The 14,668-nt window shown below is 70.3% G+C and carries 6 protein-coding genes; 3 read left to right on the forward strand and 3 right to left on the reverse strand.

Annotated features, from left to right (window positions below):
* The first annotated feature begins 45 nt into the window (after positions 1-45).
* The 3 genes from ACIQOW_RS20345 to ACIQOW_RS20355 are packed head-to-tail and all read left to right on the forward strand — an operon-like array spanning position 46 to position 7,986.
* Complete coding sequence (locus ACIQOW_RS20345) at positions 46-1,287, forward strand: DUF2398 family protein (protein WP_401086907.1); 1,242 nt, start codon at positions 46-48, stop codon at positions 1,285-1,287.
* On the forward strand, positions 1,280-6,661 hold the full coding sequence (locus ACIQOW_RS20350; RefSeq protein WP_401086908.1) for an SbcC/MukB-like Walker B domain-containing protein: 5,382 nt from the start codon (positions 1,280-1,282) through the stop codon (positions 6,659-6,661). The genes ACIQOW_RS20345 and ACIQOW_RS20350 overlap by 8 nt, the downstream gene beginning before the upstream one ends.
* On the forward strand, positions 6,661-7,986 hold the full coding sequence (locus tag ACIQOW_RS20355; RefSeq protein WP_401086910.1) for a DUF2399 domain-containing protein: 1,326 nt from the start codon (positions 6,661-6,663) through the stop codon (positions 7,984-7,986). The genes ACIQOW_RS20350 and ACIQOW_RS20355 overlap by 1 nt, the downstream gene beginning before the upstream one ends.
* A 187-nt stretch (positions 7,987-8,173) precedes the next feature.
* Here ACIQOW_RS20355 and drmC read toward each other — a convergent pair whose 3' ends face one another.
* From drmC to drmA, 3 genes are read right to left on the reverse strand one after another with little or no spacing between them, the layout of a single operon-like run.
* The gene (drmC, locus tag ACIQOW_RS20360; protein ID WP_401086912.1) at positions 8,174-8,914 is read right to left on the reverse strand and encodes a DISARM system phospholipase D-like protein DrmC; all 741 of its coding nucleotides are present in this window, start codon (positions 8,912-8,914) and stop codon (positions 8,174-8,176) included.
* Complete coding sequence (gene drmB / locus ACIQOW_RS20365) at positions 8,907-10,934, reverse strand: DrmB family protein (protein ID WP_401086914.1); 2,028 nt, start codon at positions 10,932-10,934, stop codon at positions 8,907-8,909. Before drmB ends, drmC begins: the two co-directional genes overlap by 8 nt.
* Positions 10,931-14,668 (reverse strand): DISARM system helicase DrmA, encoded by a 3,738-nt coding sequence (gene drmA / locus ACIQOW_RS20370; RefSeq protein WP_401087249.1) that lies wholly within the window; start codon positions 14,666-14,668, stop codon positions 10,931-10,933. The genes drmB and drmA overlap by 4 nt, the downstream gene beginning before the upstream one ends.

Below are 14,668 nucleotides of genomic sequence, written 5' to 3' on the forward strand. Positions count from 1 at the left end.
TCGGCACGGTCGCTGGAGCCCGAGGCCGGCGTCGTGGTGGCAAGGATGCTTCGCCAGCAGATCCATTCCGTCGAGGACGATCCGGAGCTGTTCGGGCTGGCTTCCGCGCACCAGCGGGAGGTGGCTGCCTGGTTCGACCATACGGTCGGGTGGCGCTTCGAGGTCTACCGCTCCGAGGGGCTGTGCCGGTTGTACAAGCGGCGAGTCGATCCTCCGTCGGACCGCGGCCCCGTGGTGCGGCGGGGCAAGTCTGGGGAGGTTCCCGCTTCCCCGCTGGTCCTGGTGTTGGCCAGCCTGATCTGCGAGCAGTTGTGGCGCAGTACGCAGGCGACCTTCAACGACCTGCAGCGTGCTGTGGTCCAGGCGTGCGGAACGGAGGCGGAGCTCGGCCGCTTGCCGCGTTTTCGTCCGGTGGCCGATGCCGGCGAGAAGCAGGCGACCGCGGGCGCCCACCGGCGGGCGTTCATCGACGCCCTGCTGCTGTTGGAGTCCTGGCACGTCATCGAGTCGGACGTCGCCCTGGACCAGCTCGAGCAGGACCAGGGACTCGATCTGGTCATTACGGCGCGCCGCGAGCGCCTTGCCGTTCTGATTGCTTCCGTCGCGCCTTCGCTGCTGGACATCGATGTCGACCGGCCGGACACCCATGCCGCGGCTTTGTGTGCGGATCAGCGGGACCTGCCGGAGGACGCCCCGGTGAAGGCGCAGGAGAGGCGCCGCAGGCACCTGGCGATGCGGGCGGTCATTGATGATCCCGGTGTGGTGCCGGACCCGGCGACCGAGGCGGGCAAGTACCTGTCCTCCCACACCGGGCGGGAGCGTGCCCTGGATGCCGCCGCGGCTGCGGGCCTTGTGTGCACCGTGCGCCGCGACTGGTGGTCGGTGTCCGATCCGTACGGACGGAGCACCGACCTGACGTTTCCCACCGGGCGCAGTCTCGAACAGCACGGGGCGCTGCTCCTGCTGGAGGCTCTGGTCGGTCGGGACGAGCCGATGGACTGGTTCGGCATCGAGTGGGCGTCCTCGCAGCTGCGGCGGGAGCTGGCCGAGCGTCCGTGGTGGGCCCGCCGCTACCAGGGGCCGGGCGGGGAGCGTTCACTCGCCGAGGCCGGCATCCGGCAGTTGCTGTCGGCCGGGATCGTGAGCGCCGATCCTCCGCCGGGATCGGGCTGGCGGCCGACGCCGGCCGTCCACCTGTGGCAGGTCCGGGTTTCCCATGCCACCAGCGCGGCGAAGGCCGCGACCCTTTCAGGCGTTACCGATGGGCGGGAGAGCCTCGATGACTGAGCACCACCGTACGCTGGAGAGTCTGGCCGGGCTGGGCAGCCCGCGTAGGAAGACGGTCGTCCTGGACCCGCATCCGAGCGCCGTGGGCCGATGGCAGGCGACCCGGGCCGGCGCCGTGAACTCCTGGCAGTGGAGCGAGGAGCAGTTCCTCTTCAGTGCCGGGTGGCTGGCGCTCGTCGGCATGAACGGCTCCGGGAAGTCGCTGACCGGCGGCGTTCTGTGCCCGACGTTCATCGACGGCGATGTCAGCTCCAAGAGTCTCTCGGCCTCGGGCGATGCTGCCGGAACGCTGACCAGCATCCACACGCAGGGGCGGCCCGGCCCGGCGAAGAGCGGGACATGGTGGCAGGAGTACGGCCGCACCGATCCCGGCCCCGACGGCACGACCTGTACGCAGTGGCTGACCGCCGGCCTGTGGCTGAAGAGCAGCGGCGGCGAGCGCACCTCCCTGGAGCGGGCCTGGTTCCTCGTCCCGGCACGAGTGAACGCCCAGCTGACCCTGGAGCGCGACGGCATGCCGGTCGACATCGGCGACCTGGCGAGCCAGCTCGCCCAGCACGGCGGCCTGTTGTTCACCTCCTCCACCACCCTGGAGAACGCCTGCAAGGAGCACGCCTCGGTCGTGCGCCGCGAGGAGGAGTACACCGAGGCGGTACGAACGGCGATGTACCAGCCCCTGGACGCGTCCCAGATGGACGCGCTCGGGTCGGTCCTTCGCGCGCTGCGCAGCGTCCAGGCGAATGACAAGATCAGCCCGAGCACGATGCAGGCCACGCTCACCTCGGCGCTGCCGTCGCTGGACGCCAGGCGAGTGCAGACTCTCGCCGACGCGCTGGCGAAGACGGAGCAGCTTCAGGACCGGCTGCGCAGCGCCCGCAAGGAGAAGGAGGTTCTCGGCAGCGTTCGCACGGTCTACCGCCGCTACGTCGCGGCTGCAGCCTCCACCGCTGCGGTGGAGTTCCGTGACGGGCACGCGCGCCACCGCCAAGTCATCGGGCAGCACCGGGCCTTGTCCGAGCGGCAGCGCAACCTCACGGAGAGCCTGCGGGAAGCCGGTCAGCTGGTCCGGGACGAGGAGCGCCGGCTCGGCCTGCTGGCCCAGACGATCAAGACGTTGGAAGGCCGCGTCGCCGGGCATCCGGGTGCAGACCTCGGCAGTCTCGCAGCCTTCGCACAGCAACAGGAGGAGCGGGCCCGCACGAGCGCCAGGGAAGCCGGGGACGCAGCCGGTGCGCACCTGGAGGCCCAGAAGACGTGCGGCGAGGCGGAGCGGGAGGCCGAGGAAGCAGTCGGTCGGCTCGCCTCGTTGACGCGGGAGGTCGGCCGGTCGGCGGCCGAGGCCAGCGCGGGTGCCTTCCACGACGCCATGGCCCAGGCGGCCGACCGGCTCGGTGCGTCCCGTGGGACGCAGCCGGCCGTTGCGCTCGAGCAGGAGGTGAAGGGGGCTCGGGAGAAGATGGCCGCCTGGCTGGAGGCTCAGTCCTCCGCGGCGGAGGAGGTGAGTGCGGCCCTTGGTGAGCTCAGCTCGCTCCTCAAGGCGCAGGCCGATGCGCAGGAGAGGTACGACGGTGCCCAGCAGGACTCTGAGGCCGCCGCCGGAGAGGCCCAACGGCTGGTCGCTGCGGCTGAGCAGGCCGAGGAGGAGGCCCGCCGGGCGTTGGAGAGGTTCGCCGCGGGGCTGGTGCGTCTGCCGGCTCCGCCGAGTGAGCTCGTCGCTGCTTCTGCGCTGGATCCGGTCGCCATCCAGGGCTGGCTCCAGGAGAGCGCGGCCGAGGCTTTGACTGCGCTGGATCTGACCGGGGTGCAGGCCCGGGCCCAGGCGCTCGCTGCGGGTGCCGCGTCCGCCGTTTCGCAGGCGAAGACGGCACGGCTCGCTGCCTCCGAGGCCGGCAGTCGCGCCCGGGACCGGGCGGGTGCCCTTGCTGTCGAGGCCAGGAGCATGGCTCGCATCCCTACTGCGGTTGGGGAGATGGTCGAGGCCGTCCAGCAGGTCGCCGAGCTCGCCGAGCTCGCGCCCTCGCAGGACGCTGCCCCGATGACGGACCGCCTGGAGTCGACCGTCGCCGAACTCGCCGAGAGCGCCCGTGGCGAACTCGGGCGGCGACGGGAACTACTGCAGTCCGCGGGCGAAGCGCTCGACGCCGCGGCCACGGCGACCGCCCATGCCTCGCGTCTCGGAGACGAAGCCGGCGACGCACGAGAGGCCGCGACCCGGCTGCGGGCCCGCGCCGACGATTGCCAAGCGGATGCGGACCAGGCAGGCCGAGCCTGGGCGGCGGAGGCCAGGCGGTGGGCGGCATCGCTCACGGTCCTGGACCGTACGCTGCTACGGCTGCCGGACGAGCAGAGCATCCCCCGCCCCGTGGACGCGGAAGATCTGAAGGAGGACGCAGCCACGGCCCACCGCCTCGCCTTCACCCGGATCACCGCCGAGCTCACCACCGCGAAGATCGATGCGGCTTCCCGTGCGGCGCGGGTCGAGGAGATCGACGACCGGATCGCCGAAGCCGAACGAAGCGAAGCCGGCCCCGACCAGCCTGGGTGGCGCCCCACGCGCCACGGCCGTCCGGGTGCCCCGCTGTGGGCGGTGGTCGACTTCGCCGGCCACCTGCCCGCCGAGGAGGCCGGTCGGCTGGAGGGTGCGCTGCTCGCAAGCGGTGCGCTGGACGCCTGGGTGTCGCCCGACGGGGAACTGACGGCCGGTGACGTCGCCCTGCTGCCGACGTCCGCGTGCGAGGGCCCGACGCTCGCCGATCTGCTGGTCCCCGACCCACAGGCGCCGGTCGCCGCTGACCGCATTCGAGCGGTACTGGCCTCGATCCGGGTCCTGGAGCACGGCCAGACTCCCGCCCCTGGGCAGGCGGCCTTCACTTCCGACGGCACCGTCCACCTCGGACCGCTCCACGCCCAGAGTCCCGAAGGCTGGACGCCGCAGTACATCGGCGCGTCCGCCCGTGAGCGGATGCGCCAGATCCTGCTCGCCGACCTGCGCGTGGAGCGGCAGGAGGCGGTCGCAGCGCTCGAGTCCGCACATCAGCTGGTCGATGCGCTGACCGGGGACCTGTCCACCGCCGACCGGGAGCGGACTCTTCCCCTCGCCGCCAGGTGGCTGGAGCTGGCGAGCACCGCCACGACCGCCAGCATGGACGCAGCCAGGCAGGAGGCCACGGCCGAGGAGGTCGAGGGCGACGCTGCGTCGGCGCTGCGCACCGCTGAGGAGGCGGACCATGCCGGGGAGCTGGCGTGCCGAGCCGCATTCGTGGAACCATCCACCAGCTCGGTGCGCGCCGCCCAGGCAGTCTGCACGGAACTGCCCGGCCTGGTGATGGCGTGCCTCGAAACCGCCCGCACCGCGCTGGCCGGCACGACAGCAGCTCACGCCGCCGCCCAGAACGTTGTCACCGTTCAAGCCGAGCTCGCCGTGGCCGAAGCCGCCTGGCGAACCGTGCAGGACGCCGCAACCGAGATCGAGCAGGACCGCACCAGCCTGCCGGGCGAACTCGTCGCAGTTCTGCCCGCCCGGGCCGCCGCGGCCGAAGGGCTCCGCCGCGCAGCATTGGCCGCCGACGCGCTCGTCGACCTGGAGCGGGAGGTCGGCGGACGCGGCGCCCTGGTCCACGACGCGAAGACGACCCTGCGCAGCAAGGCCCGCACAACCCACGTCACCGTACCGACCGACGCCGACGCCCTTCACCGCCACCGACAGACGCTGCGCGATCTCCAGCGCGGACTCGGGGACTGGTCCGACGAGGCACTCCGAGCGTTCTTCACCCTCTCGACCGCAGCTGGGCACCGCTCGGCAGCCTCCGACGCGGAACGCCGCGCCGACGCTCTGCGCGAGCGAGCCGAAACCGACGCCACGGCCGCAGAGACCGCACGACACCACTACACCGAGGAACTCCGCCAGCACGACCAGCCCTACAAGGACCTGGTCACCGAACTGGAGGACTCCCAAAAGGCCCAGGCCGAGCTGCGCGAGAGCCTGGACGCGCACAAACAGGAGCGGACGGACGTCGAGGTCGATCTCGCTCTCGTGAGCCAGGAGCTCGACGGTTACGCCGGAATCCTCGCGGAGGCGGCCGCCGCGGCTGAGAAGGCGTTGGAGACCGTTCAGGGGCTCTTCGACCACGGCCTCGTCGACGAGCTCGCCGGAGCGGAGGCCCTCAGCCGTCCCGAGAGTTCGGCCGACGCCGTCCACACGATCCAGTCGATCCTCGAACAGGGAGGCACCTCCGCTGCTTTGAACGCGGAGGAGGCCCGCCGGGCGGAGCAGACGACGCGCAGCAACCTGGAAGGCCGGGTGCGTACGGTCCTGGAGAAGCTGCTGGAGATCCGCCGGCACGTGACCACCGAGGAGGACCCCCGAACCGGCTGGCGCCGCGTAGTCGTCACCGAACACGGCCACGATCAGGAGACCGGCACCGCATCCATCGGCGCCAAGCCCCTGCGCCAGGCGCTGGCCGACCTCGACACCGCCATCACCTCCCTGGAGAACGACTTCAACGACCAGGTCCAGACGGAGATCAAGGGCGTCGTCTTCTCCGAACTCCGCAAGGACATCAACGTCCGAATCCACACCGCCGAGACGATCGTCGAAAACATCCGCAACACGCTCAAGAACGTGCGCACCGGCGTCGCCCGCGTCGGGGTGAAGCTGGAGTGGAAGCCCAAGAACGACGACCCCGTGGCCCGCGAAGCCCTGTCCTTGATCCGCGACGTCAACCACGAGGGCAGCTTCGACCGGATGTACGACTTCTTCGTCGAGCAGCTGAAGAACGAAGAAGGCACCCACCTCACCTGGGCCAAGCGCGTCGAGCACGTCTTCGACTACCGGCACTGGTACACGTGGGAGATCTCGCTGACCCACCGGTCCTTCTCCGACGACCCGGCCGGCGACGCCGAGGTCTTCCAGACCGTCAGCCCACGCCGCAACCCACTCGCCCGGCTGTCCGCAGGCGAGAAGCGCCTGGCCACCATGCTGCCGCTGCTCGCAGCCGCCCACGCGTTCTACTCCACCAGCGGATACGAAGGCCCGCGGGCGGTCTTCATCGACGAACTGAACGCCGCCCTCGACGCCCCGAACCTGCGCATGCTGCTCGCCCTTCTGCGGACCTGGGACTTCGACGCGCTCGTCACGCTCCCCGCCATGCAGCCGCTCCTCGTGCCCGAGACCGGAGCCGTCGGCATCCACCGCATCCATCAGAAGAGCAACACCATGCGTTACACCATCCCCAGCATCTGGACCGGCCGCGGCACTCCCCAGACGGCGCGCATCCACATCGGCGCTCCCCGCCGAGCCGCAGACGACCTCCCCGTGGACTCCGCGGACCAGCGTCCCGACGATCTGTTCTCAGCCGCCCTGCAGGAGGACTGATGTCCGGAGACCTCACCGATCCCGACGTCCGCCCGCTGTGGGAGGCGGTCGCTGCCCGGCTCGCGCGCGGCGACGGAGCCGCTTCGATCAGGAACGTCACCGCACCGCTGTCACGGACTGGCCAGGCCATGGTCGCCGGCTGGCTCACCCGAGGCCGCCGAACGGGCGCCCGGTCTGTCGCCCTGCGCTCCACGGGTAGCGGCTGCATCGTCCCGGTCCCGAAGTTGCTCGATGCTCTCGGCCGGACCCCGGATGATCTCCGCGACTTGGTGGAGGCGGCCGGGGTAGAGATCCCTGACCTCGCTGGGCAGCGCCGGGACGCCGATCGGATGCGCGCGGACATCAACGACTACGCCGCGCGTGCGCTGCCCGACGCCCCGCTGCTGACCGCGCGGCTTCGGACCTACGGCATCAGCGACGAGTCGCTGGAGGAGCGGCGACGGCTCATCGACGCACTGTCTCGGCTTCGCGAACTCCTGCCTCTGCCACGGCCCGTGACGCTCGCGCGGCTGGCACACCACTGCGCTGGCGATCCACACTATTTCGACCTCAACGACAGCGGGCAGGGAGACAAGGTCGTGCTCCTCGCCCGCGACCTCCTTCAAGCCCTTCAACCGGACACGCCGGCCGCCGAGCGCGCGCTGCTCGCGCGCCTCGGCGTCATCGCGGACCGCCTCTCCCAGACAGTCCTCGTCCTCAACGTCACCGCCACCGGCGACGGGCCCACCGACCGCGCACTGAACCTCGCGCGCTCCGACAACCGCCCCGTCCACCTGACTCTCCACGACCTGACCGCCCACCCGCCGACACTCGAAAGCAGCCGGACCTGGCTCGTGGTGGAGAACCCGTCCGTCGTGGACGAGGCCCTCATGCGGGGGACCAACCGGCCGATCGTGTGCACCTCGGGAACGCTGACCGCGGTGGATCACACGCTCCTGGCGCTCGCCGTCGACAACGGCGTCCCGCTGGAGTACTCCGGCGATCTCGACCCCTCGGGGCACGCGATCGCCGCCGCCGTACAGGCGCGGTACCAGGCCGTGATCCGACACATGGACGAGGCGGCGCGGCGAGAAGTCGATGAGGCCAGGTCAACCTTCAGGTCGGCCCATCCCTCTGGGCAAGAGAGCGCCGAGCGCGACGAACGCGCCTCACCCACACAAACATCGACCAACCCGAAAACTGGCAGCCAGACCCGGCGGGTCATCTTCCAGGAACACTCTGTGATCTTGGACCGCCTCCTGGGCCCGAGCACCGGCGATCCGCTGTCGGTCCCACGACAAAGACGGGCAGAACGACTCCCTGGGGAGTCGCCGCACACCACTTGAGCCGAGAGAGCCAAGCAACCAACGGTGCCAGATGCCGACTGCTGCCCCCGCTTCGAGCAGATCGAGGCCGCCACTGAAGGTCAGACACCATGCCAAGAGGCCACCCCTGCGCCGCGCCATCTACGTCGCAGCGGGGGTGGCCTGTCCTCATCGCCGCCCGCCAGCGCTCCGCCAACGAACGCGATCGTCAGGAAGCGGGCACCTGCTCGTACAGCACCCCTTCTGCCTCGAACAGTTCTCGTTCCACGGTTTCGGTGAGGTTCGGGTTGTCGATGAGAACACCGAACTCGACATTGTTGTTCTCCGCGCTCCAAGAGAAGTTCGCGCTGGTCACGAGCAGGAGGCGGTGGTCAATCGCGAGAAACTTGGCGTGGTTTCGCACGTAGCTGCCGTCGAACTCCCGAGTCCGCCAGACCTCGGCGGGCTTCAGGTGCGCGGCAACTTCGACGGTCGTCGGTGACCAGTGCTGCCCATTGCTGTCAGCTGCCCTGGTATCGAGGTAGACGCGGACGGCCATGCCGGCACGCTGGGATGCTGCTTGCAGGGCAGTCCAGAGGCCGGAAGTCCGCTGGAAGTTGAAGGTGGAGCAGGTCACCGAGTGGCGCGCGTTGTTGACCAGGTGGGGTACGGAGGTGGTGAGCGGTCCGGTCTGGGCGAGGTGCCCGGGCATGGTCCACAGCGGGGACAGGGTGGTGGGCAACGCCCGGGCCCCCTCGACGGCACGGAGCACAAGGATGTGCCGAAGGCCCGCCCCCGGGCCGCTGGCGATCATGTCCAGGAGGCTTCGTACTTCGGCGCGGCGGCCGGCGGCGACCGCTTTGAGTGCAGTGGTGAGGGTGTCGCCGTCGGCGAGTCGGTCGGCAATGCCCTGGGCCTCGGTCCTGGTGAGCAGATGGCCGAGGCGCCGGGCGGCTTCGGCCTCACTCATTGGTCGTGAAGTAGCCGAGGTTGCTTGCGGGCAGGTCGAGGAGGAAGCGGCGGTCAAGGAAGCGGTTGGCCCGCTCGCAGGAGGTCTCCGAGGCCATGACGCAGCAGTGGCAGGCGGCGCCGTGGAGGAAGTCTTCCGGGTCCTGGGGGACGCGCATGGCGCAGACGGGGTCGGAGGAGCAGCGCCTGGCCTTGCGCAGGGCGCTCGCGACGACCCGCTCGAGCCGGGCGGGGTCGCTGAGCTGGACCAGGCCGCCGAGGGTGCCGTCGCTGTCGGAGGCGGTGGTGCAGATGAGCAGGCCGGCGGCCGGCTCGCGTCCGTCCGCGGCGGGCCAGGCGTAGAGGCGTTCGCTCAGGCTGGCGGCCGAGTAGCCGCAGGTGAGGGCGAGTTCGCGGATGAGAATGTGGGCGAAGGTGTGGACGAGCCAGTAGCGCGGCGGCTTCAGCCGGCTGTCGGGATTGACCTGGCCCGCGGTCTCGGAGAAGCGGCGCTCGAAGTTCCGGTGATGGGCCTCGCGGTGGGCGTACCACAGGCCGGTGTCGAGGATGTGCTTCTCCCAGGCCGCGACCTTGTCCTCGTCGAGCTGCAGGAAGATGCCCTCCCCACGGTCCTCGGTGGCAACCGTCCAGGCGGGGCGGGGGGTCCGGGTCAGCGGGGCGAGGCGGCGCGGCAGGTCGCCGACCCGGTCCATGTCGTCGATGCGGGTGAAGCCGACGAGCGCGTTGACCTTGCGGAGCCTCTCCACGGCCAGGACACGGGTGATCTCGGGCTGGAGGCGCTGCCCGCGCTGGCGTTTGGCGAGGGTGAGCCCGCTCTTGGAATCCTCGTCCCGGGAACCGGTGAAGTCTCCGAGAAGGTAGCGCCACTCGGGTACGAGGAGGTCGACCGGATCCCAGTCGCGGATCTTCTCCTCCTGCTCTTCCACGGTGGCCGGCGGAGCAACGGCAGCCTCCACTGCCTGAGCCAGTTCGTGGTCCGAGACCTGGGTGACGTCGACCCGGTCCTCCAGCAGGTCGCGGATCATGTCGAGGTTTGCCCGGTACTTGGCAAGCTTGTCCCCGAGCGAGGTGCGGATCCGGTCGGCGAGGTCCTCCTCCTTCTCCTGCTGGGACTCGGGCATGACGATGATCGACTGGGTCGCGGGGAACCACAGGTTGGAGGCGCCGACCAGCATCAGCTTCGTGGTGTTGCGGCAGCCCTTGGGCTCGAAGGCGTCCAGGTGGGGGTGGCGCCCACGGCACTGCGGCAGCTTGGCCTTCCCCGCCTCGCCCTGGGCCTCGTTCATCGGCCGCCTCATGTCGCACGACGCGCAGATGATGACCGCCGATGCACCCTTGCCGGCGGTCCGGTCCTCCATCTTCAGCGCCGGCATCTCCGCCCTGCTGCACGGCTGCCCACGGTGCACCCACAGCTCGTAGGGGAACTCGTCCAAGTGCCCGTCCGCGCAGGCCAGCAGGTACCGCGCGGGCACGGCAGGCCGGCGCATGGTCCCGCGAGCCCGGCTTCCGGCCCGGCCGGTGCACTTGGTGTGCTCGAACGTGGCCAGGTCGGTACGGAACGGGTGGGTGTTCTTGTAGTCGAACTGGGAGAGCATGCCGAGCATGTCGCACCCGGTGCAGCGCAGCCACTGCGGGAACACGCGGGCCGGGACGCCGAGGTCGTTGCCCTCGGCGGAGCGGCTGTGCTTCTTCGGCTGCCACGGGTGCGGGCGCAGCTGCACGTCGGGTGAGCGGAGCATCATGCGGACGACTTCCCGCAGCCGGGGCGCGTGGATCGTCAGGGGCGGGGAGTCGCGGCGGCGCCAGATGCGGTCCCAGTCGTCCAGGCCGGTGGGCATGACCGTGAACTGCGGCAGGTCCATGATCGATCCGGGGCCGTAGGTGTAGAGGAGGGACGAGGGGCGGGCCGAGCCGACCTTGGCGCGGTTGCGCTTGGCCGCCTTCTCGGCCTCCTCCTCCAGATCGCCGAGCGGATCGACGGCCCGGGTCGGGTCGTAGACGTAGCGGGTCTCGTCGGTCATGAGTTCTCCTCCGGCATCACCCACTGGGACGCGTTGGCGGGCGCGATGTACACCAGGCGTTCCTTGATCGGACTGACCAGGAGGTTGATCTCCGGCTGCACCTCGCGCATCGAGTTGGCCACGATGAACGGGGCCGCGTCACGGCTGTCGATGCCGGACTTGGCGTTCTCCGCGCTCATCATCAGTGCGTCGTGCCGGGTGTCGTCGGTGACCCTCTCGTAGACCAGCGACTTGCGCCGCTCCTCCAGGTGCTTGCGGCGCTTGCTCCACTGGTCGAGCCGGTTCTCCAAGCGGTGGCGGGCCCGCTCGGCGGCGTCCTCGTCCCCGGCCTGACCGACCCGGCGCGCCAGCGCCTCGATGAGCTCCACGGCGAAGTGCCGCTCGGCTTCGATCCGGGCCGCGCCGTCCTCCGGCGAGAGACCCAGCGCGCGTACTGCCTGCAGGACGCGGGCCGCGCTGACCAGCACACCGTCGAGACCGCGCTCGAGCGAGGTCACGGAGAACGGCGTCACGGACAGCGCCTCGACCTGCTGGTAGAACGTCTCGTGGTAGTGCCGGAACTGCTCGAAGTGGGCGAGGTCCCGGGGCCGCGCCCAGTTGCCGAGCGAGACCACCAGGCCGGGCCGCTCGGTGTCACGGCCGACGCGGGAGGACGCCTGGATGTACTCGGCGGTGTTCTTCGGCTGGCCGACCACGAGCATCAGGCCGAGGCGGGTCACGTCGACGCCGACCTGGAGCATGGAGGTCGCCAGCACCACGTCGAACGGGTTGAGCTCCCGCTCCGGGACCGGCTTCTTCGCCGCCAGCGTGGCGCGCCGGTTCCGCTTGCCGACGGTGGAGTCGAAGGCCGGGTCGAACGGCACCGCCATCTGGTCCAGGGTGGCGGTGATGTCGGCGCTGGCCACCCGGGAGGTCAGCTCCGCGACATGCAGCGACCCGAAGTTGGTGCCGGTACGGGCAGGGAGCTTGGACCACGGGCGCTTCCTGGCCAGGGCGGTCTGGATGTCGTCTCCCATGTACCGTGCCATGCCGGCGAGTTCCCGGGTCGCGCTGAAGTAGCCGACCAGGCTCATATAAGGGTCGGCCGCTGCCCCCGAATGGTCGAGCATCAACTGCCCGCCCGCCATGAGGATTTCCGCGACGCGGATCTCGGCCGTGGTCAGACGCACCCCGGTGGTGCTGATCCCGACGTAGCGCCGGCCCGGGGTCTCCTCGGAGGCAGGGATCTCCTTGGAGAAGAAGGTGTTGCCGGCGTCCAGCACCTGCGGCGGAAAGACGGTGACGTCCCGCCCGTACAGGGCCTTCACCTGGTCGGCAGCGTTGCGGGCGGTGGCGGTGGAGGCGACCAGAAGCGGGCGCGCACGGCGGCCGTCCTTGGTGCGCCAGTCGGTCATCACGTCGATGGCCACCTCGAACAGGCCGACCGTCGTCCCCAGCGCCCCGGTGATCAGGTGCAGCTCGTCCTGGATGACCAGGTCCGGAGGACGGAGCCGGCCCTTGGAGCGCAGATACGCCTGGGGCAGGCCGTCCCTGCTGCTCGGGTGCTTACTGTCGACCTTGATCCCGCAGTGCTGGTAGTCGGGGTGGACGAAGCCGTGCCGCTCGCACCGCTGCGAGACGTAGCCGAACAGCGAGGCCGCCTCGCCCTCCCGCGCGAGACGGGCGAACTTGTCGACCGTGGCGATCACGAAGGCCGGCGCGAGGCGGTAGATCTCCTCATCGACCGTCAGGACCGGCAGCCCCTCCTCAACCTCGCCACCGTCGGAGAACGGGCACCCGGCTAGCTCGTCACCGCAGTAGACGAGCACCCGGCGAAGACCCGGCTCGGTCTTGACATTCCGTGCCTCGACCCGGGTGCCGCACCACGGGCAGCGCTGGATCTGCAGCACCGTCAGCCGGTACCCGCGCCCCAGGTTGGCGTTGCGCAGCTGATCAGCCGCCTCGTCGTACCGCTTAGGACTCACATCGGTGCCGACCCACAGCCCGATCCGGAACGGCTCTTCACCCCACGTCGCCGGGTCCTCCATCCTCGCCCGCTCGGCCGCGCAGACCAGCGTGGTAGCGCGCTGGAACTGCTGGGCGGTCAGCAGGCGGAGGGTGTACCGCATCAGAACGGCTACCCCGAAGCGGCCGTCCAACGGCCCGTCGAAGGCATCCACCACGCCCTGACGGCGCCGGATCGCGAACGTGTACGCGGCCAGACCCAGGTACGCCTCGGTCTTACCACCACCGGTCGGGAAGAACAGCAGCTGAGCCTTCGCCAGATCACCGGAGCGCTTCTCGGCCCCCGGGTCGGACAGCAGCGGAAGCTGCATCAGGACGAACGCCAGCTGGAATGTACGCCAGGAGTGTGCGCGGTTCCCCTCGCCTTCCCGCTTGCCGGCCTCCAATACGGTCTCGCGGGCCTGATCGAGACTCTCGCGGCTGTCCTCCGGCTGGTTCGCGCGCCGCTGCGCCACCTGGGACTGAACACGCTGATCGGCCATCACCCGGTTCATGAACCGGAAGCACCGCAGCGCCTCCTCGTCCGCCAGCAGATGCTCGAGGCCCTCGGCGAGCTGCCGCTGGACCTTACGGGCTTCGTGAACAGCGTCCAGACCTTCGGAGCGAAGGTGCTCGGGCAGCGCCTCCGCCCGCGCCTCCTCGCCGTCCAACCAGGCGCCGTAGCCCTCGACGATCGGCTCCAGACCGGCCCGCAGCTCACCAGGGGTGGCCTCCGCGAGCTTCGTCATGTCGAGCAGGGCCGCGCTGATCTCCTCCGCGGCCGTCTGCGGCGTCTCACAGGTCGGCAGCCAGGTAGTCCACACCTTGCTGGCCAGGCGCGTGCCCTCAGCCTGCGCCCAGTCCACCGAACAGGTACGCCCGACCGCGAACTCCAGCCGGTCGCGGTACTGGAGACGCAGGCGGCGCAGCTCGTCGTCCGGCTCCTCGCGGGTATCCGTCAGCGCGTCGTTCACCGGCAGGAACACCGCTGCGCCGTCGGGTGCGGCGACCGACAGCTCGGTCTGATAGAGCCACGCCTCCACCGGGATCTTGCGCGGGGTCTCCAAGTCGTTGCACAGCGCGATCTCGATCAGGCGGCAGCCACGCTCAGTGTCGTCGTAGCGGTCCACCCGCAGCATGACCTTGTCCTCCAGCACGAACGGCATCGTGCCGGCGGAGGAGAGGTCGGCGACCTTGATCGGCGTGGTGTGCTTGTGCGGCTTGCGCTGGTAGCGGCGAAGACGGGAAGCGCTCTGCTCGCCCTCGGCGTGCTTCTCCTTCACCGGCTCGTACGTGCCCCACGACGTGGTGACCGTGAACTCGTCCAGGTCGTCGGGGATCTGACAGCGCAACCCCATCGACGCCGGGATCATCAGCCCGCGCTTCTGCGGCTGGTCCTCGACCTCGTCCTCGTCAGCGCCGGCGCTGCTCTCGTCCACAGCGGTGACGGGCACGCCGCGGCTCTCGGCCGCGTCCACGGCGTCACCAACGTCGGTCGCGGCGTCGCCGGAGTCGGCCTGGGTGGGGTCGTCTTTGCTCGCGGTGAGACGGACGGGGGCGATGCGGCCCACCAGGTACGCCGAGTCCGGAACACCTTCGAGGATCTCCTCGGGCCCACCCGCCGGCCCCAGGAGTTCACGCTCCAGGACATCGGCCAGGTTCTCCCGCACCGTCCAGGAACGTCCGTCCGGCGCGAGGTGAAGGCGGTACTCCTGCTCCTGCGGGACAGCAGGCTGCTGGGCGGATCGCAT

Source organism: Kitasatospora sp. NPDC091335 (assembly GCF_044757205.1).
Lineage (GTDB): Bacteria > Actinomycetota > Actinomycetes > Streptomycetales > Streptomycetaceae > Kitasatospora.

Excerpts from the sequence above, each read along its gene's own strand:
- ACIQOW_RS20345 (WP_401086907.1), top strand. The coding sequence starts at position 46 with ATGCTTCGCCAGCAGATCCATTCCGTCGAGGACGATCCGGAGCTGTTC.
- ACIQOW_RS20350 (WP_401086908.1), top strand. The coding sequence starts at position 1,280 with ATGACTGAGCACCACCGTACGCTGGAGAGTCTGGCCGGGCTGGGCAGC.
- ACIQOW_RS20355 (WP_401086910.1), top strand. The coding sequence starts at position 6,661 with ATGTCCGGAGACCTCACCGATCCCGACGTCCGCCCGCTGTGGGAGGCG.
- drmC (WP_401086912.1), bottom strand. The coding sequence starts at position 8,914 with ATGAGTGAGGCCGAAGCCGCCCGGCGCCTCGGCCATCTGCTCACCAGG.
- drmB (WP_401086914.1), bottom strand. The coding sequence starts at position 10,934 with ATGACCGACGAGACCCGCTACGTCTACGACCCGACCCGGGCCGTCGAT.
- drmA (WP_401087249.1), bottom strand. The coding sequence starts at position 14,668 with ATGCGATCCGCCCAGCAGCCTGCTGTCCCGCAGGAGCAGGAGTACCGC.